Origin of the sequence: Kaustia mangrovi, from assembly GCF_015482775.1 — a bacterium.
Taxonomy (GTDB): domain Bacteria; phylum Pseudomonadota; class Alphaproteobacteria; order Rhizobiales; family Im1; genus Kaustia; species Kaustia mangrovi.
Window position 1 is genome coordinate 2592800 of record NZ_CP058214.1, and the last position, 20360, is coordinate 2613159.

The 20360-nt window shown below is 66.8% G+C and carries 19 protein-coding genes; 9 read left to right on the top strand and 10 right to left on the bottom strand.

The features are described from left to right. Nucleotides 1–95: 95 nt before the first annotated feature. Entirely contained in the window at nucleotides 96–1136 is a 1041-nt protein-coding gene (holA, locus tag HW532_RS12000; protein WP_213160711.1) for a DNA polymerase III subunit delta, read from the top strand. A gap of 103 nt (nucleotides 1137–1239) precedes the next feature. On the opposite strand, the gene HW532_RS12005 is transcribed toward holA, so the two are convergent. The 5 genes from HW532_RS12005 to mnmE form a co-directional block, all read right to left on the bottom strand. Next, complete coding sequence (locus HW532_RS12005) at nucleotides 1240–2139, bottom strand: ParB/RepB/Spo0J family partition protein (protein ID WP_213160712.1); 900 nt, start codon at nucleotides 2137–2139, stop codon at nucleotides 1240–1242. An 89-nt stretch (nucleotides 2140–2228) separates the two neighbouring features. Continuing rightward, a complete protein-coding gene (locus tag HW532_RS12010; protein WP_213164540.1) occupies nucleotides 2229–3065 on the bottom strand; it encodes a ParA family protein in 837 nt (278 codons plus the stop codon). 4 nt (nucleotides 3066–3069) lie between these two features. Then, nucleotides 3070–3741 (bottom strand): 16S rRNA (guanine(527)-N(7))-methyltransferase RsmG, encoded by a 672-nt coding sequence (rsmG, locus tag HW532_RS12015; RefSeq protein ID WP_213160713.1) that lies wholly within the window; start codon nucleotides 3739–3741, stop codon nucleotides 3070–3072. Further along, nucleotides 3738–5624 carry a tRNA uridine-5-carboxymethylaminomethyl(34) synthesis enzyme MnmG gene (gene mnmG / locus HW532_RS12020; RefSeq protein ID WP_246478814.1) on the bottom strand — a complete coding sequence of 629 codons (1887 nt, stop codon included), beginning with the start codon at nucleotides 5622–5624 and terminating at the stop codon, nucleotides 3738–3740. The genes rsmG and mnmG overlap by 4 nt, the downstream gene beginning before the upstream one ends. 112 nt (nucleotides 5625–5736) lie before the next feature. Next, nucleotides 5737–7104 carry a tRNA uridine-5-carboxymethylaminomethyl(34) synthesis GTPase MnmE gene (gene mnmE, locus HW532_RS12025; protein WP_213160714.1) on the bottom strand — a complete coding sequence of 456 codons (1368 nt, stop codon included), beginning with the start codon at nucleotides 7102–7104 and terminating at the stop codon, nucleotides 5737–5739. A gap of 284 nt (nucleotides 7105–7388) precedes the next feature. On the opposite strand from mnmE, the gene HW532_RS12030 reads away from it, so the two are divergent. Further along, nucleotides 7389–9416, top strand: coding sequence for a thioredoxin domain-containing protein (locus HW532_RS12030; protein WP_213160715.1), 2028 nt, complete (start codon nucleotides 7389–7391; stop codon nucleotides 9414–9416). A gap of 103 nt (nucleotides 9417–9519) precedes the next feature. Here HW532_RS12030 and rho read toward each other — a convergent pair whose 3' ends face one another. The 3 genes from rho to hemE form a co-directional block, all read right to left on the bottom strand. Beyond that, nucleotides 9520–10803, bottom strand: a complete 1284-nt coding sequence (rho, locus tag HW532_RS12035) for a transcription termination factor Rho (protein WP_213160716.1) — start codon at nucleotides 10801–10803, stop codon at nucleotides 9520–9522. Between the two features lie 240 nt (nucleotides 10804–11043). Continuing rightward, a complete protein-coding gene (gene hemJ / locus HW532_RS12040; protein WP_213160717.1) occupies nucleotides 11044–11481 on the bottom strand; it encodes a protoporphyrinogen oxidase HemJ in 438 nt (145 codons plus the stop codon). A 14-nt stretch (nucleotides 11482–11495) separates the two neighbouring features. After that, nucleotides 11496–12548, bottom strand: coding sequence for a uroporphyrinogen decarboxylase (hemE, locus tag HW532_RS12045; RefSeq protein WP_213160718.1), 1053 nt, complete (start codon nucleotides 12546–12548; stop codon nucleotides 11496–11498). A 411-nt stretch (nucleotides 12549–12959) separates the two neighbouring features. Between hemE and HW532_RS12050 the strand changes: the two genes are divergently transcribed. From HW532_RS12050 to dnaQ, 5 genes are read left to right on the top strand one after another with little or no spacing between them, the layout of a single operon-like run. Next, entirely contained in the window at nucleotides 12960–13829 is an 870-nt protein-coding gene (locus tag HW532_RS12050) for a pyruvate, water dikinase regulatory protein (protein WP_213164542.1), read from the top strand. Continuing rightward, a complete protein-coding gene (locus HW532_RS12055) occupies nucleotides 13826–14449 on the top strand; it encodes a Maf family protein (protein ID WP_213160719.1) in 624 nt (207 codons plus the stop codon). Before HW532_RS12050 ends, HW532_RS12055 begins: the two co-directional genes overlap by 4 nt. Nucleotides 14450–14460: 11 nt before the next feature. Then, nucleotides 14461–15297, top strand: a complete 837-nt coding sequence (locus HW532_RS12060) for a shikimate dehydrogenase (protein WP_213160720.1) — start codon at nucleotides 14461–14463, stop codon at nucleotides 15295–15297. 6 nt (nucleotides 15298–15303) lie between these two features. After that, nucleotides 15304–15918 (top strand): dephospho-CoA kinase, encoded by a 615-nt coding sequence (gene coaE / locus HW532_RS12065; protein WP_213160721.1) that lies wholly within the window; start codon nucleotides 15304–15306, stop codon nucleotides 15916–15918. 11 nt (nucleotides 15919–15929) lie between these two features. Further along, on the top strand, nucleotides 15930–16619 hold the full coding sequence (gene dnaQ / locus HW532_RS12070) for a DNA polymerase III subunit epsilon (RefSeq protein ID WP_213160722.1): 690 nt from the start codon (nucleotides 15930–15932) through the stop codon (nucleotides 16617–16619). A 108-nt stretch (nucleotides 16620–16727) separates the two neighbouring features. Here the strand turns inward: dnaQ and secB are convergent, their stop codons facing one another. Together secB and HW532_RS12080 are read right to left on the bottom strand one after the other, a co-directional pair. Continuing rightward, nucleotides 16728–17210 carry a protein-export chaperone SecB gene (gene secB / locus HW532_RS12075; protein ID WP_213164543.1) on the bottom strand — a complete coding sequence of 161 codons (483 nt, stop codon included), beginning with the start codon at nucleotides 17208–17210 and terminating at the stop codon, nucleotides 16728–16730. Nucleotides 17211–17461: 251 nt separating this feature from the next. Continuing rightward, nucleotides 17462–17998 carry an FxsA family protein gene (locus HW532_RS12080; RefSeq protein WP_213160723.1) on the bottom strand — a complete coding sequence of 179 codons (537 nt, stop codon included), beginning with the start codon at nucleotides 17996–17998 and terminating at the stop codon, nucleotides 17462–17464. A gap of 268 nt (nucleotides 17999–18266) precedes the next feature. On the opposite strand from HW532_RS12080, the gene HW532_RS12085 reads away from it, so the two are divergent. Together HW532_RS12085 and mltA are read left to right on the top strand one after the other, a co-directional pair. Next, nucleotides 18267–19001 carry a Tim44/TimA family putative adaptor protein gene (locus HW532_RS12085; protein WP_213160724.1) on the top strand — a complete coding sequence of 245 codons (735 nt, stop codon included), beginning with the start codon at nucleotides 18267–18269 and terminating at the stop codon, nucleotides 18999–19001. Between the two features lie 80 nt (nucleotides 19002–19081). Continuing rightward, on the top strand, nucleotides 19082–20257 hold the full coding sequence (gene mltA / locus HW532_RS12090; RefSeq protein WP_246478831.1) for a murein transglycosylase A: 1176 nt from the start codon (nucleotides 19082–19084) through the stop codon (nucleotides 20255–20257). Nucleotides 20258–20360 lie beyond the last annotated feature (103 nt).

Sequence of the window (20360 nt, forward strand, 5' to 3'; positions counted from 1 at the left end):
GGGTCGGACCGGGCGCCGGGACGAAGCAGGCGGGCCGCTCCCGGATCCCTCGCGGCCGCACGGCGAAGACCCACGGGCCACAGGAACGTGCATCGATGACCGAGCTCAAGGGCGGACGGGCCGACGCCTTTCTCAACAAGCCCGACCCGAAGGTGAAGGCCGCGCTCATTCACGGCAGCGACGAGGGGCTGGTGCGCGAGCGAGCGCGGGCGCTCGTGAAGGCAGTCGCGGGAACGCTCGACGATCCGTTCAACGTGGTGCGGCTGGAGGACGACGCGCTCGGCTCCGATCCGGGCCTTCTCGCCGACGAGGCCCAGGCCATCTCCCTCATGGGCGGGCGCCGGGTCGTCTGGGTGCGCGGTGCCGGAAGCGGCCTCGCCCGGGCGGCGGCAGCCTATCTTCCCGACGCGCCGGGCGACGCGCTGATCGTCGCGGAGGCCGGAACCCTGCGCAAGGGCGACAAGCTGCGCAAGCTCTTCGAGGCGCAGGACAACGCCGTCGCCATGGCTTGCTACGCCGACGGCGCGGGCGCGTTGCGCACCCTGATCGTGGAGCAACTGCGCGGTCACGGCCTCGCCATCGCCGCGGATGCGCTGGAGCGGCTCCAGGCCCAGCTCGGCGGCGACCGCCAGCTCTCCCGCGCCGAGGTGGAGAAACTCGCGCTTTACTGCGAGGGCGCCGGCGAGGTGACGCTGGAGGATGTCGACGCGATCTGCGGCGAGGCATCGGCGCTCGCGCTGGACGATCTGATCGACGCCGTCTTTGAGGGCGATCTGGAAGGGGCGGACACCCGTTTCGGACGGTTTCTCGCAACCGGCATGCCGGCGGCGACCGTGATCGTGGCGGCCGCCAACCATGCCGCCGCGCTCCAGCGGCTGAAGGCGAAGATGACACCGGGCCAGTCGGCCGATGCCGTCGTGCGCGGGGCCCGGCCGCCGATCTACTTCAAGCGGCAGGCCTCCGTCGCCCGCCAGCTCTCCGCCTGGGATCTCTCCGCGCTCCTTGCGGCGTCCGATACGCTCGGCGAGGCTGAGCTGAAGACGCGCGAATTCGCAAGCCTCGCCGAAGCCATTGCGAGCCGCGCCCTCCTGAGCCTTGCGCGCAGCGCGCGGACGGCCCGTTACCGGCGGGTATGACCGGGCGGCAGAGCCCCAGTCTGTCCAGCACCGGTATCGTTAAGGGTGCGAATCGGTTGCAGAGATTCTGATGTTGGAACGGATGTGAATCGAATGCTTGCCGTCAGCCCTGCCGGCTGAGCCGCTGGCAGAGATCGTCGAGCTGCTCCAGCGTGCGATAGGAGATGCGAAGCTCCCCGCCGCGCTGGCCCTTGTGGTTGACGAGAACCTTGAGGCCCAGCGTCTCCGCCAGGCTGCGCTCGAGCGCCAGCGTGTCGGGATCCTTTTCCGGCTTGCGCGCGGGCGGCTGCCTGTCCTGACCCGTCTCTTCTCCCGCCCTTGAGTCGCGGGCCAGTTCTTCCGCCTCGCGCACGCTCAGGCCCAGGGTCGCGATACGCTCGGCGAGCTCGTCGGCGGCATCGGACGCGATGAGCGCACGGGCGTGGCCGGCGGTCAGCGTGCCCTCGGCCAGCATGTCGCGCACCTTTCCGGACAGGCCGAGCAGGCGCATCGTGTTCGCGACATGGCTCCGGCTCTTCCCGACGGCTTCGGCAAGCTGGTGCTGCGTATAGTGGAATTCCTCCATGAGGCGGCGATAGCCCTCCGCCTCCTCGACCGGATTGAGATCGGCGCGCTGGATGTTCTCCACAAGCGCGACCTCGAGCGCCTCGGCATCGGAGAGCTCGCGCACGATGACCGGAACTTCATGGAGACCGGCCTTCTGGGCCGCCCGCCAGCGGCGCTCGCCCGCCACAATCTCATAGGCGTTGGCCGGATCGGCCACGGGCCGCACGAGGAGCGGCTGAAGCATGCCCTTTTCCCGCAGGGACTGGGCAAGATCGTCGAGATCCTCGTCCTGGAAGGTCTTTCGCGGATTGTGGGGATTGCGCCGCAGAAAGGCGATCGGCATCTGCTTCAGACCGCGCTGCGGCCGGCTTTCCTCCGGTGCCGGCGCCTCGACCGTGTCCTCGCCGATCAACGCGGCCAGTCCGCGCCCGAGCCGTTTTCTGCCTTGCTGAACCATCCCCTGCTACTCCGGTATGGCCGGGTCTTGCGCCCGAACATTACTATGCCGAATCGATTGAGTACCGCGCGAGCAGACCACCGGCGCCCTCATGCGGCGCAAAGCTGGCGCTCCCGCCGGATGATCTCCGAGGCGAGCCGGATATAGGCCTGCGAGCCCGCGCATTTGTTGTCGTAGAGCAGCACCGGCTTACCGTAGGACGGGGCCTCCGAGACACGGACATTGCGCGGGATCATGGTCTCGTAGACCGTATCGCCCAGAAACTCGCGCACATCCTGCGCGACCTGCTCCGACAGGCTGTTGCGCCGGTCGAACATGGTCAGGATCACGCCCTGGATCTCGAGACGCGAATTGAGGTTGGTGCGCACGCGCTCCACGGTCCGCATGAGCTGGCTCAGCCCCTCCAGGGCGAAGAACTCGCATTGCAGCGGCACCAGAACCGCGTCGGCCGCGCACAGCGCGTTGATCGTGAGCAGGTTCAGCGACGGCGGGCAGTCGAGCAGGATATAGCTGTAGGCATGCCGGTCGTCGCCCGTTGCGGCGGCGCGTGCCATCGTGGCGTCCACCGCGTCGCTCAGGCGGTGGGTCCGCCGGTCAATGGAGGCGAGCTCCAGCTCCGCGCCCAGGAGATCCATGGTGGAGGGCGCGCAGGCGAGCCGCGGTATGCCCGACTGGACAACCACATCCTCCAGCGTCGCGTCGCCCATCAGCACATGATAGCTCGACGCGATATTGGCGGCCCGGTCGATGCCGAGCCCCGTGCTCGCATTGCCCTGCGGATCGAGATCGATGATCAGGACCTGCTCGCCGACCGCGGCCAGAGCCGTGCCGAGATTGATGGCCGTCGTCGTCTTGCCGACGCCGCCCTTCTGGTTGGCGACCGCCAGGACGCGGGGCCGCGATACCGGTTTTCTGCCGTTCAGCATCTGATCAGTCTGGTTGGACACCTATGGCCTCCCGCACGATGAGAACGGAGCCGGAAGGACCGGTCACGCTCGGGTGCGTCTGCGCATCGATACTCCAAGATATAGCGGCGTCGGTCAACTCGTTGTCCACATGTTGGCCCTTCAGGAACAGTCCTATGGTACCGTTTCCGATGAAGCGCGCCGTGAGCTCAAGCAGCTTCGGCAATGGCGCCAGAGCCCGCGCGCTGACCACATCGGGACGTCCGCCGAGGTCCTCGAGCCCGATATCCTCGATCCGTCTGGCATGGACCGTGGCCGGCGCGCCGGCGACCCGCGCGGCCTCGCGAAGGAAGGCCGCCTTCTTCCGGTTGCTCTCCACCAGATGGACCATGGCACCCGGCCGCTCCGCCACCGCAATCGCCAGGACAATCCCCGGGAACCCTCCGCCGCTTCCGACATCGAGAATGATTCGCGCCGTGGAAGGAGTATAGCGCAAAAGCTGCAGGCTGTCGGCGACATGCCGTGCCCAGATATCCGGTACCGTGGCCGGACCGATGAGATTGACGCTGCGGTTCCAGCGTTCGACCAGCGCGACGAAGCGCTCCAGCCGCTCGCGTGATTCACGTGAAACACCGAATGCGCGCGCCACAGCCTCGCCAGTCGCGAGATCGCCCGCCGCGGGCCCCTGCTCCCTCATGCCGTCCGCCGCAGGTCGTCGCGCCGCTTCAGATGGGCAAGAAGCACGGTGAGCGCCGCCGGGGTCATGCCGTCGATACGCGCCGCCTGGCCAAGCGTTCCGGGCCGCACGGCCTCCAGCTTCTGGCGGGCTTCGGTCGACAGGCCCGGGATCTCGCGATAGTCGATGGCGGTGGGAATGGCGCGCCGCTCGTCGCGCCGGAATGCCTCGATATCGGCATGCTGGCGATCCAGATAGCCGGAATAGAGCGCGTCGATCTCAAGCTGCTCCACGGCATAGGCAGGCAGACCGGCAAGCTCCGGCCAGATCGCCGCAAGCCGGTCGAAGGTCACATCCGGAAGGCCCAGGAGCTGCACCACGGACCGGCGGACACCGTCGCGATTGACCGCAAAGCCATGCCGGCGCGCCTCATCGGGCGTCAGGGTGAGCCGTTCCGCCGTTTCACGTGAAACATCGAGCCATCGGGCCTTCTCCGCGAAGGCCGCCGCCCGATCCACCCCGACGAGCCCCCATTCGCCACCGAGCGCGGTGAGGCGCTGGTCGGCATTGTCCGCCCTCAGCGTCAGCCGGTACTCCGCACGCGATGTGAACATCCGGTAGGGCTCGCTCACGCCGCGCGTCACGAGATCGTCGATCATCACCCCGATATAGGCCTGCGAGCGGTCCAGCGCGACGGTGTCGGCGCCCGATGCTGTCCGCGCGGCGTTCAGGCCCGCCATCAGCCCCTGTGCCGCCGCCTCCTCGTAACCGGTCGTCCCGTTGATCTGGCCGGCGAGGAACAGGCCCGGCATGGCCTTGCATTCGAGCGCCGGGGTCAGCTCGCGCGGATCGATGTAATCGTATTCGATGGCATAGCCCGGCCGGATCACCTCCGCCCGCTCGAGCCCGGGAATGGTCTTCAGGAAGGCGGTCTGGACCTCCTCCGGAAGGGAGGTCGAGATGCCGTTCGGATAGACGGTGTGGTCGTCGAGCCCCTCCGGCTCCAGGAAGATCTGATGGGCCGTGCGGTCGCGGAACCGCACGACCTTGTCCTCGATGGACGGGCAGTAGCGCGGCCCGGTGCTTTCGATCTGCCCCGAATAGATCGGCGAACGGTCGAGATTCTCCGCGATCAGCGCATGGGTCGCCGCGTTCGTTGCCGTGACGTGGCAACTGATCTGCGGCTGGAGGATTTCCGTCGTCAGGAAGGAGAACGGCACGGGCGGCTCGTCGCCCTTCTGCTCGGCAAGCCCCGCCCAGTCGATGGTTCGCCCGTCGAGCCGCGGCGGCGTACCTGTCTTGAGCCGGCCGAGCGCCAGCCCTGCGTCGTAGAGGCGGTCCGACAGGCCGAGCGCGGGCGCCTCCCCCACACGGCCCGCCGGGATTCGCCGCTCGCCGATATGGATCAGGCCGCGCAGGAACGTGCCCGTGGTGAGCACCACCGCCCCGGCGAGCAAGCGCCGCCCGTCCTCCAGCACCACGCCCTCGATGCGCGATCCCGTCGGGATCAGGTCCTCGACCGCGCCCTCCACCAGGACCAGCCCCGGCGTCGCGGCCAGCTCCTCCTGCATGGCCTTGCGATAGAGCGCGCGGTCGGCCTGCGCCCTCGGCCCGCGCACCGCCGGTCCCTTGCTGCGGTTGAGCAGGCGGAACTGGATACCGGCCCTGTCGGCCACCCGACCCATCACACCGTCGAGCGCATCGATCTCACGGACCAGATGGCCCTTGCCCAGCCCGCCTATGGCCGGATTGCAGGACATCTCGCCAATGGTCGCGATCCGGTGCGTCACGAGCGCCGTACGCGCGCCATAGCGCGCCGCCGCCGCGGCGGCCTCGCAACCGGCGTGCCCGCCGCCCACGACGATCACGTCGAAGGTCCCGTCCGCCATGTCCCGTCCGTCCATCGCATTCATCCTGGCGAGCGTCATACCGCCAGCCCTTTCTCCGGTCAAAACCCAATCCGTTTCACCCGATCCGCATCCCGGATGCGTTTCACGTGAAACATTCCCCGCCCGTCTACTTGCCGATACAGAACTCCCGGAAGATCGCGTCGAGCAGGTCCTCCACATCCACCCGCCCCACGATCCGGCCCAGCGCATGGGCCGCCCGTCTCAGATCCTCCGCCACGAGCTCCGGTTCGGATATCGTTCCGGAGACGACTCGATCAAGGTGCTCCAGGCATTCGCCGAGCGCAGCGCGATGCCGAGCCCGCGTCATGACCACATGCTCGCCCTCGCCCGCCAGGGCCTGCGCGCGCCGCGCCAACTCGGCAATCAACCCGTCCAGCCCCGCCCCCGTGAGGGCGGAGATGGGAATGGCCCTAGTCATCCCCGGACAAGATTTCAGGAGGGCTGAAAGATCTTCCGCCAGATCGGACTTGTTCACGACCCATAACGTCTCCGAATCGACGGGGGCATCGCTCAACGCCCCGTCGCTACCCTCTTCCATATCGGGGGCGCTCGTCACCCACACCACCAGATCGGCTGTGTCGAGGCGGTTCCTGGTGCGGGCCATACCCTCGCGCTCGATCTCGTCGCCGGTCTCCTCGCGCAATCCAGCCGTATCCACGAGTATGACCGGATACCCGGCCAGATCGAGATGAACCTCGATGACATCGCGTGTGGTTCCGGCCCGTTCGGCGACGATCGCCGCATCGCGCCGGGCGAGCTGGTTGAGCAGGCTGGACTTGCCCACATTGGGCCTACCTGCGATCACCACCTGGATGCCGTCGCGGAGCCGCTCGCCGCGGCGGCCATCATCCATATGAGCCCGCATCTCGTCTGCGAGATCCGCGGCCCGCCGGCCGATCCCCGCGGCAAGTTCGGCTGGCACATCCCCCTCGTCGGGGAAGTCGATCACCGCCTCGAGCTCCGCCATCATGGCGACGAGGTCCGCGCGCCAGCGGTCGTAAAGCGTACCGAGCGCACCCTCCATCTGCCGGAGCGCCTGACGGCGCTGCGCCTCCGTCTCCGCATCGATCATGTCGGCGATACCCTCGACCTCGGTAAGGTCCAGCCTGCCATTCTCGAATGCCCGCCGGGTGAACTCCCCGGCCTCCGCCGGCCGCATGCCGCCGACCTCGCCGATGGCCCCGAGCACGCCGGAGATCACGGCCGGCCCGCCATGCACGTGAAACTCCGCCATGTCCTCCCCGGTGAAGCTCTCCGGCCCCGGCAGCCAGAGAACGAGACCCCGGTCGAGAGGCTCGCCCGATCCGGGCCGGACGATGGTTCTCAGACTGACCCGGCGCGCGGCCGGCCGCGGCGCTGCAAGCGCGTCGACAACCGCGCCGGCGCCCGCGCCCGACAGGCGGATCACGGCGACGCCGGCCCGGCCGCGCCCGGAGGAGAGCGCGAATATCGTGTCGCGGTGCGCAGCCGTCATACTGCCGGCTCCGCGTCGCCATACCGCCGTGCCGGCTTGCGGTACGACCCTGTCCGGCCCCATGCGATCATCGTTCCCGATCCGAATCGACGGGCCGAACCATGACGTCCCGTCCGGTTGTCCATCGAGAGGCGCGGTCCTTCCGGGGCGGACTCGCCTCGCACCGTCCGTGTCATTGCACCGATACTCATCCGTTGCATTCGTTCCCCGGTATCGCCCACACTGGCCGGCCAATGCCGCCCGCGGCCCACTCGCCAGACGATCCTGACAAAGGCGCTTCCCCTATGGCCGACAACCTTCTCGCCCATGAGACCAGCCCCTATCTTCTCCAGCACAAGGACAATCCCGTCCACTGGATGCCCTGGGGCGACGAGGCCTTCGCCCGCGCCTCCGCCGAGAACAAGCCCATCCTCCTCTCCGTCGGCTATGCCGCCTGCCACTGGTGCCACGTCATGGCCCATGAGAGCTTCGAGGATCCCGGGACAGCCGATCTGATGAACGAGCATTTCATCAGCGTCAAGGTCGACCGCGAGGAGCGCCCCGATGTGGACCGCATCTACATGGACGCGCTCCACAGGCTCGGCGAGCAGGGTGGCTGGCCGCTCACCATGTTCCTCACACCCGAGGGCGACCCCTTTTGGGGCGGCACCTATTTCCCGAAAGAAACACTCTATGGCCGCCCGAGCTTCCGTCATGTCCTGACCGAGATCGCCCGTATCTACCACGAGGAACACGACAAGGTCCGCCACAATACGCAAGCGCTGCGCGATGCCATCGCCAATCCAGTGACGCCGGAGGCGCCCGCGCCGCTCGCCATGCCCATCGTCGCGGAGGCCGCACGTCACGCGCTGCGCCTCGTCGACCGCGACAATGGCGGCATACAGGGCGCGCCGAAATTCCCCCAGACGCCGCTGTTCTCCCTGCTCTGGCGAAACTGGCTCAGAACGCGCGAGCCTGACTATCGCGAGGCCGTGGAGACCACGCTCTTCAATATCTGCCAAGGCGGCATCTACGACCATCTGGGCGGCGGCTTCTCCCGCTATGCCGTCGACAATGCGTGGCTCGTTCCTCATTTCGAGAAGATGCTCTACGACAACGCCCAGCTCCTCGAGCTGATGATGCTGGTCTGGCAGGATACCGACGAGCCATTGTTGCGGCTGCGAATCGAGGAAACCGTGGACTGGGTTTCACGTGAAATGATCGCGGAGTCCGGTGCCTTCGCCGCAAGCCTCGATGCCGATTCCGAAGGCGAGGAAGGACGCTATTATGTCTGGACGCGGGATGAGATCGAGGCCCTGCTCGAGCCCGATCTGGCCGAGCTCTTCTGCCGCGTCTACAACGTCACGCCCGAGGGCAACTGGGAAGGAAAGACGATCCTCAATCGCCTCGGTTCCCTCGCCCTCGCCGATCCGGAGACCGAGCACCGCCTGGCGGAGGCCCGCGACATCCTTCTTGCCCACCGCAACAAGCGCGTCCGGCCGGGCTGGGACGACAAGGTACTCGCCGACTGGAACGGGCTGATGATCGCCGCCCTCGCCAATGCGGGCGCCGCCTTCGCCCGTCCCGACTGGATCGAGCTGGCCGTGCGCGCCTTCGACGCCATCAGGCGCCATCTGTGGACGCAAGACCGCCTCCATCACGGGCTTCGCCTCGGCCAGGCCCGCCATCCGGCGACGGCGGACGATTTCGCCCACCTCATCCGTGCCGCCATCGTGCTTCACGAAATCACCGCCGAGCAGGCCTATCTCGACGACGCGGAGCGCCTGGCCGACATGCTCGACCGGGACTACTGGGACACGGAGAAGGGTGGCTATTTCTTCACCTCCGCCCGGACCGAGCACCTCATCACCCGGCTGAGGACGGCACAGGACGACGCCACGCCCAACGGCAACGCGACCATGCTGGCCAATCTCGCCAGGCTCCACGCGCTCACGGGCAAGATCGCCTATCGCGACCGGACACAGGCCCTGATCGATGCCTTTACCGGCGAGGTGCTCGCCAATGTCTTCGCCCATGCGAGCTTCCTCAACGCCTTCGAGGATGCCGCCGAACTCGTCCAGGCCGTCACCGTCGGTCCACCTGACGCCCCGGAGACGCGCGCGCTGCGCCAGGCGGTCTTCGCCCAGTCCATTCCCGCCCGCCTGCTCATGAGCATCGCCGACACCAGCCATCTGCCCGATGGCCATCCCGCCGCCGGCAAGCCCATGAAGGACGGCAAGCCCACCCTCTATCTCTGCCGCGGCCAGCACTGTTCGCTGCCGATCACCGATCCAGCCTCGCTGGCGGACGCCTTCCGCATCGTCAGCGGATAGGCCACCGTCTGTTTCACGGGAAACGCAAAGGGCACGGCCGGGTTGAAATCCGGCCGCGCCCTCATTGCATTCGGGGATGTCCGGACCGCGGGTCCGGACACCGTCAGGTGTTCATCGAGGTGAAGAACTCGTCGTTGTTCTTCGTCTGCCGCAGCTTGTCGAGCAGGAACTCGATGGCGTCCACCGTGCCCATCGGGTTGAGGATACGGCGCAGCACGAACATCTTCTTCAGGATATCCGGCGGAACGAGCAGCTCCTCCTTGCGGGTGCCGGACCGCAGGATGTCCATGGCCGGGAAGACGCGCTTGTCGGCGACCTTCCGGTCGAGCACGAGCTCGGAATTGCCGGTGCCCTTGAACTCCTCGAAGATCACCTCGTCCATCCGGCTGCCGGTATCGATCAGCGCGGTCGCGATGATGGTCAGCGAGCCGCCCTCCTCGATGTTCCGGGCCGCGCCGAAGAACCGCTTCGGGCGCTGCAGCGCATTGGCGTCGACACCGCCCGTCAGCACCTTGCCCGAGGACGGGACGACCGTGTTGTAGGCCCGCCCGAGCCGGGTGATGGAATCGAGCAGGATAACCACGTCGCGGCCATGCTCGACCAGGCGCTTGGCCTTCTCGATCACCATTTCGGCAACCTGGACATGGCGCGAAGCCGGCTCGTCGAAGGTCGAGGAGATGACCTCGCCCTTCACCGACCGCTCCATGTCGGTCACCTCTTCCGGGCGCTCGTCGATCAGAAGGACGATGACGTAGCACTCGGGATGATTGGTGGTGATCGAATGGGCGATGTTCTGCAGGAGCACCGTCTTGCCGGTACGCGGCGGGGCGACGATGAGCCCGCGCTGACCCTTGCCCAGCGGCGCCACCAGATCGATGATCCGCCCGCTCAGGTCCTTCTTGGTCGGCTCGTCGATCTCCATTTCCAGCCGCTCGTCGGGATAGAGCGGCGTCAGATTGTCGAAATGGATCTTGTGCCGTGTCTTCTCCGGCTCCTCAAAGTTGATCGTGTTGACCTTGAGAAGCGCGAAATATCGTTCGCCCTCTTTCGGGCTGCGGATCTGGCCCTCCACCGTGTCGCCGGTCTTCAGATTGAAGCGGCGAATCTGGCTCGGGCTGACATAGATATCGTCGGGTCCGGGCAGGTAGTTCGCATCGGGCGATCTCAGGAAGCCGAAGCCGTCCTGCAGGACCTCCACGACGCCCGCACCGATGATTTCCACGTCTCTCGTCGCCAGACTTTTCAGAATGGCGAACATCAATTCCTGTTTCCGCAACGCGCTCGCATTCTCCACCTCCAGCTCTTCGGCGAGCTCGAGGAGTTCGGCGGGCATTTTTTGCTTCAGATCCTGAAGCTTGATTTCTTTGAGTCCAGCAATATCAGTCATGTTTGGGACAATCAGCCTTAGGCCATGTCAGCTTGAGTTTGACTGGTGCGGCGGATGGAGCCTCTTCAAGCGGCCGCCTCCGACGCTCGCCAGCAATGGGAAGGAAAAGTCTCAGCAGGGGCGCGTGGCCCGCGCGCACCGGATTACCGTTTTCGGTATTATTAAGCTGATCCAACGATCGCTTAACCTCAATGTAGCAAAGACGCAAGCCCTTTTGAATAGGCTTGGGGTCGCGGGGCCTCAAAACGGCTTGATCACCGCCAGAATGACCACGGCGACCACGAGCACCGTCGGCACCTCGTTGACGATCCGGAAGAACCGCGCCTCGTGCCGGTTGGCATCACGTGCGAACACGCTCACCTGCTGCGCCAGATAACCATGAAGGCCGCTCATTGCAACCACCAGGGCAAGCTTGGCGTGCAGCCAGCCGCTCTGGAGCAGGACGCCGTCGGTCGCGACGATCATGGCGATCCCGAACGCCCAGCTCGCCACCATGGCCGGTGTCATGATCGCCCGCAGAAGGCGGCGTTCCATGACCTTGAAGGTCTCCGACAGGTCGCTGCCGGCCGGCGCGGCGCAATGATAGACGAACAGGCGCGGCAGGTAGAACATGCCGGCCATCCAGGCGATGACCGAAATGATGTGAAACGCCTTGAGCCAGAGATAGTACTCAGCCATCCACACGGCCCCGCTCAGCACCCGGAAGCGTCGCGCCCGTCATTGTGCCGGACCCGCGCCACCATACGCTCCACATGGTCGATGGGTGTCTGCGGCACAATGCCATGGCCCAGATTGAGGATATGGCGCCGCGCCGGCACAGCTTCGGTGAGCCGGTCCACAGCACGGTCGAGCGTCTCGCCGCCGGCGATCAGCACCACCGGATCGATATTGCCCTGAACGACCGCCTCCCGCGACAAGACGTCGCCCAGCCAGCGGGGCGGAACGCTCGCGTCCACACCCACCGCGTCGACCCCTGTCCTGCGCGCGAAGCCCTCGTAACCGAGCCCGGCCGCACGGGGGAAGCCGATCACCGGAACGCCCGGATGGCGCTCCTTGAGCATCGCCACCATGCGCGCGACCGGCGCGACGCTCCAGCGCTCGAACTCCGCAGCCGCCAGATCGCCCGCCCAGCTGTCGAAGATCTGGACAACCTCCGCGCCCGCCGCGATCTGCGAGGAGAGATAATCGACCGAGACGGAGACCAGCCGGTCGATCAGGGCCTCGAACCAGTCGTCGCCGCGCGCCGCCGCCAGCCTGGCGGTCCGCCGGTCGGGCGACGAACCGCCCTCGATCATGTAGCTCGCAACCGTCCAGGGCGCGCCGCAGAACCCGATAAGCGTCACGTGATCGTCGAGCTTCGCCGCCACCCGGCCCACCGTGTCCGTCACCGGGGCCAGACGGTCAAGGACACTGTCCCCGCCATCGAGCGCCTCCACACCGCCCATGTCCCGGACCGTTCCGAGAACCGGGCCCTCGCCTTCCCTGAAGGAAAGATCGAGACCCATGGCCTGGGGGATCAGCAGGATGTCGGCGAACAGGATCGCGGCATCGAGATCGAACCGGCGCAGGGGCTGGAGCGTCACCTCGCAGGCGAGCTCAGGCGTGTAGCAGAGCTCCAGGAACGAACCGACCTCGGTGCGCAGCTTGCGATATTCGGGAAGATAGCGTCCCGCCTGGCGCATCATCCAGATCGGACGGCGCTCGGGTGTCCGGCCTGTCAGGACGGAAAGAAGGGCCTTGTCCATTTCAGGGCCTTTCCTCGGCGAAAGCGGGATTGCAGGGCGGAAGCGATGGGGCACTCATAAAATCAAAAAAGAAGAGTCGATTTATTGATGGTTTTGTTTGGCCTGTGATTTTCGGGAATTCCCGGTCATCAACCTGTCGTCCACATATCACCGAACTTATGGACCGGCCAGCGGCGATTTTACCGCGGTTAACGGTTTGTGAAGGAATCTTAACGAGAGGTTAAGACCTTAGGGCACATCGCCCGATCCGCATCCGCATGCCCTCCACAGATTGTTCGGAGAGTTCTGCACGGGCTGTCAGCACCGTTGACGATCGGCGCGGGCATGTCCACAACAGGACAGACACTGGAAAAGAAGTCCCGTTTCCGGGACGACTGGATCCGCATGTCCGGTTCGCACCCGGTTTTCCACATGCTGTCCGCCCATCATGAGGCCGTCTCTGTGAATAGCCGGGTCAAGACGTTCTACCACATCCACCTGATCTCCGATTCCACGGGCGAGACCCTCAATACGGTCGCGCGGGCGGCCGCCGCGCACTATGAGCGGTTCCACCCCATCGAGCACACCTATGCGCTGGTGCGCACGCCCAAGCAGCTCCACCGCGTGCTCCAGGAGGTCGAAGGCAATCCGGGCATCGTGCTGTTCACGCTGGTCGACGACGGCCTGAGGCGCGAGCTGGAGACCCGCTGCCGCATGCTGGAGGTGCCCTGTATCTCCGTGCTCGATCCGGTCGTGGCGACGCTTGCCACCTATCTCAATGCCCAGTCGGAGCCGCGCATCGGGGCCCAGCACACGCTCGACTCGGAGTATTTCCGCCGCATCGAGGCGCTGAACTACACCATGCTCCACGATGACGGCCAGCATGCCGAGACGCTCGACGCCGCAGATGTCGTCCTCGTCGGCGTGAGCCGGACCTCCAAGACGCCGACGAGCATGTATCTCGCCAATCGCGGCATCAAGGCGGCCAATGTGCCGGTCGTGCCGAACGTTCCGCTGCCGGCGACGCTGGAAGAGGCGCGCCATCCGCTGATCGTCGGCCTGGTGGCGAGCCCGGAACGGATCGCCCAGATCCGGCGCAACAGGCTGATCTCGCTCAACCAGGACGAGGAAACGCCCTATGTGGACCGCGAGGCGATCACCGAGGAGCTCGTCGCGACGCGGCGGCTGTGCGGGCGTAACAACTGGCCGCTGATCGACGTGACCCGCCGGTCCATCGAGGAGACCGCGGCAGCCATACTGAACCTCCTGTCCGAACGCCAATATGAGAGATCCGCGCAGTGACCGCGAAAACGCTCTGCCATACCGAGGTCATACTCGCATCCGCCAGCGCCATCCGCCGGCAGCTCCTCGAGGGGGCCGGTCTCAGGGTCCGTGCGATCCGGGCCGATATCGACGAGGATGCGGTCAAGCAGACCCTGCGCGGCGACGACGTGGATGCGGGGCCGGGCGATGTCGCCTCGATCCTTGCCCAGACGAAGGCCGTCGCCGTCTCCCAGAACCATCCCGGATCGCTGGTGATCGGCGCCGACCAGGTTCTCGTCCATGACAGTGCGGTACTCGACAAGCCGCGCTCGGTGGAGGATGCGCGCAGCCAGCTTCTGGAGCTGCGTGGCCGCGAGCACAGCCTCATCAGCGCGGTCGCCTGCGCGCGGGCCGGCGAGGTCGTGTGGACGCACGATGGCGAGGCGCGTCTCGCCATGCGCCAGTTCACGCCGGAATTCCTCGGAACCTATCTCGCCGCCCTTGGCGAGGAGGTCACAGAAAGCGTCGGCGGCTACAAGCTCGAGGGGCTCGGCATCCAGCTCTTCGACCGTGTCGAGGGCGATTATTTCACCATTCTCGGCCTGCCCATGCTGGCGCTGATCGGCTTTCTGCGCAGCGAGGCGGTGCTCTCCGTATAAGGGTGTTTCACATGAAACAGGCCTGTGTGATCGGCTGGCCGATCGGACATTCCCGCTCGCCGCTCATCCACAATTACTGGCTGCGCCATTACGGCATAGAGGGCCGGTACGACCGCCGCGAGGTCCGCCCCGAGGCGCTCGAGGCGTTCTTCGAAACCTTCATCGAGACCGGCCTCGTAGGCGCCAATGTCACCATTCCCCACAAGGAGAGAACGGCGGAAATCGTGACCGTCGCGGACCCGCTCACGAAACGGCTGGGTTCGGTGAACACGGTCTATGTCGAGGGTGGCCGCCTGATGGGCACGAGCACCGACGGCGAGGGGTTCCTGGCGGGTGTCGGATCGCAGGTCGATGGCTGGCGGGCCGATGGCTGCCGCGCGGTGCTGCTGGGCGCGGGCGGCGCGGCGCGGGCCATTGCGGGCGCCCTTCTCCATGCCGGCGCGGACCGGATCGCGATCGTCAACCGGACGCGGGAACGTGCGCGGGCTGTCGCGGAACTGTTCGGAGACCGTATCGCCGTGGAGCCCTGGGAGGCGCGCAGCCGCGTCCTCGCCGATGCCGATCTCTTGGTGAACACCACGGCGCTCGGCATGGTGGGCAAGCCGCCGCTGGACATCGCGCTCGACGCGCTTCCCGCCCATGCCGCGGTCGCCGACATCGTCTATGCGCCGCTCATCACGCCGCTGCTCGCCGCGGCACGGGCCCGGGGGCTCGCAGTCGCCGACGGGCTCGGCATGCTGCTCCATCAGGCGGTGCCGGGCTTCGAGCGCTGGTTCGGCGTGCGCCCGGAGGTCACCGCGGAGCTTCGTGCCCTGATCGTCGCCGATCTCGAGACCGCGGGAGACTGACGCGAGATGATCGTTCTCGGCCTTACAGGCTCCATCGCCATGGGCAAGTCGGAGACGGCGCGAATGTTCCGCGAGCTCGGCGTTCCGGTCTTCGATGCCGATGCGGCGGTCCACGCGCTCTATGCGGAGGGTGGCGCTGCGGTCGGACCCGTCGCGGAGGCCTTTCCGGGCGCGGTGTCCGACGGTGCGGTCGACCGGGAGGCTCTGGCGGCACGGGTTCTGGGCGACGGCGAGGCGATTGCCAGGCTGGAGGCCATCGTCCATCCGCTGGTGCGCGATGCCGAGCGTGCCTTTCTCGACAAGGCCCGGCGGGAGAAGGCACCGCTGGCGGTCCTCGATATTCCGCTCCTGTTCGAGACCGGCGGCGAGGGTCGCGTCGACCGGATCGTCGTGGTCAGCGCGCCGGCCGATCTCCAGCGCGAGCGTGCGCTTGCGCGGCCGGGCATGACGCAGGAGAAGCTCGATGCGATCCTCGCCCGCCAGGTGCCGGACGCGGAGAAGCGCCGCCGGGCCGATTTTGTCGTGGACAGTTCGCGCGGCCTGGAGGATGCGTTTGATCAGGTCCGCGGGATCGTGGAACAGTTGACCGCCATGCCGGGACCGGACCGGACGCGGGAATAGGGGGATGAGCGATGCGCGAGATCGTGCTCGATACGGAAACGACCGGCCTTGAGGTCCGCGACGGCCACCGGATCATCGAGATCGGCGGGGTGGAGCTCGTCAACCACATCCCCAGCGGCAACAATTTCCACGTCTATATCAATCCGGAACGCCAGGTGGATGCCGGTGCGCTCGACGTCCACGGGCTGAGCAACGAGTTCCTGGCCGACAAGCCGCTCTTTGCCGCGATTGCGGAGGATTTCGTCGCCTTCATCGAGGACGCGGTCCTGATCATCCACAATGCGAGCTTCGATATCGGCTTCCTGAACGCCGAGCTCGACCGGCTCGGCCATCCGCCGATCCCCGACGAACAGGTCATCGACACGCTGCGCATCGCCCGTCAGCGCCATCCGATGGGGCCGAACAATCTGGATGCGCTCTGCCGACGCTACAATGTGGACAATTCCAAGCGCGACAAGCACGGCGCGCTGCTCGACGCGGAATTGCTCGCCGATGTCTATATCGAGCTGATCGGCGCGCGCGAGCCTCATCTCACCCTGATCGAGGAAAGCGCCAGCCGGAGCGCTGCGACTGTCCGGCGCGCGCCCGTCAAGGCGCGTCCGGCGCCCCTGCCGCCACGGATCTCCGAGGCCGAGCGCGCCGCGCATGAGCGCTTCGTCGAGACGCTCGGCGAAACCGCGATATGGAAGGATATGGCCTGAACAACCCGCTGGCCGGCGGCATCATGCCCGCCCGGCCCGCAACCGGGCGGCCTTGTCCGATTGCGGGAAAACCCGTCGATCCCGACGGGGTGTGACGGCGATCCGCCGTCAGGAGGCCTGCGTGCCGGCCGGCGCGCCGCCTTCATTCTGCTGGGCGGCCACGCGCTGCTGGTACATGCTGGCGAAATCGATCGGATCGAGCATCAGCGGCGGGAAGCCGCCATTGCGCGTCGCATCGGCCAGGACCTGCCGGGCGAAGGGGAACAGCATGCGCGGGCATTCGATCAGGACGACCGGATGAAGGGCCTCCTGGGGGATGTTCTCCAGCCGGAAGATGCCCGCATAGAGCAGCTCCGCGCCGAACACTGTCTTGTCGTCCTTGATCGCCTTGGCGTCGATATGGAGCTCGACCTCGTAATCGGAGGTGCCGAGCGTGCGGGCGTTCACATTGACGGAAATATCGATGCGCGGCTGCTCCTCGCTCGGGGCGAGCGAATGGGGCGCATTCGGGTTCTCGAACGACAGGTCCTTCAGATACTGGCCGATGATGCGCATGGACGGCGCCGCGCCATTCTGCTGTGCGGGGTCCATGCCGGGAATGGACTGCGTGCCCTGAGCATTGCCCTGCCCCTGGTCGCCGGTCGTTGCGAAGGGCTGGCCCGCGCTCTTGTCGTTGTTCGCCATCGTTCGGAGTTCCGTCTAAGGGCGAGACGGCGCGCGCCAACGCGTCCTGCTCGCGGTTGATTGATCCCGGTCGTGGCTAACACGTCTGGATACGGGCCGCAATAGCGCCACGCCGGGGGTGGCGGCGACCGGAAGCCGCCCGGGTATGGCCGCCGGATCTACCGGTGCCAGGGCGAGTTGCCGCGCGGCGCCGGGGTGCCGGTGCCGGACCCGCCGCGGGGACGGTCGTCCTCGTCTTCCTCGACGATCTCGCCCTCGATGATCGGGCCGCCCGGTCCGCCGCGCCGGGCGCCGCCGGGGCGCGGTCCGGAGGTCGACATGTGGATGTTCACGCGGTCTGACGCCATGATCCGGCTCCAGATCCAGCGCGCGAAGGACAGCCGGAGGGCGGGAACAAGCAGAAGGAAGCCGATCGTGTCGGTGAAGAAGCCCGGCGTGAGCAGCAGCGCACCCGCGATCAGCAGGAACACGCCGTGGATGACCGGCTCGACGGGCAACTCGTCGCGGGCGGTGGCCTTCTGGGCCTGGTTGAGCGCCGCAAAGCCCTGGATGCGGATGAGCGCCGCACCGATCACGGCGGTCAGCACGATGCAACCGAGCGTCGGCCACAGGCCGATGAGATCGCCCACCTGGATGAAGATGGCGATCTCGATGATCGGAACGGCAATGAACAGGATCAGTGCGATAAAGGGCAAGCGGGGCCTCGCTGGTCTCCATCTGCGCCCCTATGGCTTCCGGCCACATCCGGCGCGGCCATTCGGCGCAAGAAAATTCAATTGCGTGGCGAGCGTACGGTTGGACGCTCGTCGTTAACTCCTATATCTTATCTCAAGCGGTGGCATGCAATATGGGCGATGACGGCACCGCGCGGCGAAGGCCGGGCGCCATGGCACGTCCGGGGCTGCCAGACGGGCCGGAATCGCTTGGGATCACAGACCAACGGGGCCGTTCGGGCCTAATGAGATGAGTGAAGCATTCGATCCGTTAAATCTGCTGCTGCTGGCTGTCGCTGTCGTGATTTTCCTGCGTCTGCGGAGCGTTCTGGGACGGCGAACCGGGAACGAGCGCCGGCCCTACGATCCCTTCAGCACCGGCGAGCGCCATGACGGCCAGCCGGCCGGCGCCTCCCAGGACGGCAAGGTCATTCCCATGCCGGGCCAGGAAAACCGCAATGCCGGGGCCGGGTCGGACGCGCGCGGCGAAGAGGCTGCACCTGTCTGGGAGGGCTATGCCAAGGAAGGCTCCGCCGTCGCAAGCGGGCTGGAGGCGATAGCCGGGGCCGACCGCTCCTTCACTCCGAAGAGCTTCGTGGAGGGCGCACGCGCGGCCTACGAGATGATCGTCACCGCCTTTGCGGAGGGCGACCGCCGCACCTTGCGCAACCTTCTGAGCCGGGATGTGTTCGACGGCTTCTCCAAGGTCATCGACGAGCGCGAGAAGGCGGGGCAGACGCTGGAGACGAGCTTCGTCGGGATCGACGAGGCAACGATCGTCGGCGCCGAGCTGGACGGCCGCAAGGCCAATGTGACCGTCAGGTTCGTCAGCGAGCTCATCACCGCCACCAAGGACAGCGAGGGCCGGATCGTCGACGGCGATCCCAAGCGCGTCCGCGAAGTGACGGATGTGTGGACCTTCATGCGCGACGTCACGTCGCGGGACCCCAACTGGAAACTGGTCGCCACCGAGGCCTCGAGCTGACGGAGCTCCCATTGCCGACGACGAGGGAGCACTGTCGCGGTCGCGGCCGGCCATGGCGCCGGTGCGAGAGCCGTCTCCGGGTGGCCATATCCGCCTGCGCGGCGCTGGTGCTGGGCCTGGCGCTTTCCGCCCCGGCCAAGCCGGCTGCCGCACGCGCCCTCCAGCCTGTCTCCTTCGAAAGCCTGGCCGGGTGGCATGAGGATGCGCTGGCGGATGCGTTCGCCGCCTTCCACCGGTCCTGCCGGGAAATCCTGGACAGCGGGCGCGGCTTTGCCGGCCGTCCGCGCATGGGCGGTGCGAAGGCCGACTGGCTCGCGACATGCAAACAGGCACTCGCCTTGCCGGAAGCGGTGTCCGACCGCAAGGCACGGACCTTCTTCGAGGCCAATTTCACGCCGCTCGCGGTGACCGGGAAAGACGGGCGCGAGGGGCTGTTCACCGGTTATTTCGAGCCCGAAATGGCGGGGTCGCGCACACCCGGCGGCCCCTATAGCGTGCCGCTCTATGCCAGGCCCGCCGATCTGAAGACCTTCGGCAAGGCCACCGCCAAGCGCCTTGGCGTTCCCTATGGGCGGATCGTGGACGGCAAGCCGGTGGCTTATCACACCCGGGCGGAAATCGAGCGCGGCGCGCTTCGCGGCCGCGGGCTGGAACTCGTCTGGCTGACCAGCCCGGAGGATGCCTTCTTCCTGCATATTCAGGGCTCGGGCCGCATCCGGCTGCCCGACGGCTCGGTCATGCGCGTGGGCTTTGCGGCGAAGAACGGGCGGCCCTACACGCCCATTGGCCGGTTCCTGGTACAAAGCGGCGAGATCCCGCGCGACGAGATCTCCATGCAGTCGATTCGCGCCTGGCTCGACGCCCATCCCGACCGCGCGCAAGACCTGATGTGGAAGAACCAGTCCTTCATCTTCTTCCGCGAGGTAAAGGGCGTGCGCCCCGATCTCGGGCCGGTCGGCGCGGAGAACGTGCCGCTCACGCCGGGCCGCAGTCTTGCCGTCGACCACGGCCTCTACGCCTATGGCACGCCCGTCTGGCTGGAGACCGGGGTTCCGGCCGGACGAGACGGTGCGCTCGTGCCGATGCGCCGGCTGATGGTCGCGCAGGATACGGGAACGGCGATCAAGGGCGCGGTGCGCGGCGACGTGTTCTGGGGATCCGGGGAGCGGGCGGGCGAGATCGCCGGGTTGATGCAGAGCCGCGGCCGCATGACCGTTCTCCTGCCGAAGGCGCTCGCAGCGCGCCTGGCACGATAGCGCCGCCGCCCTCGCCTGCCCGCCCCTTGCGCGGGGGACGATTCAATCGGGCAGGACAATGGTCTAGAATGTATTTATACAGGCGGGCCAATCGGTGGAGGCA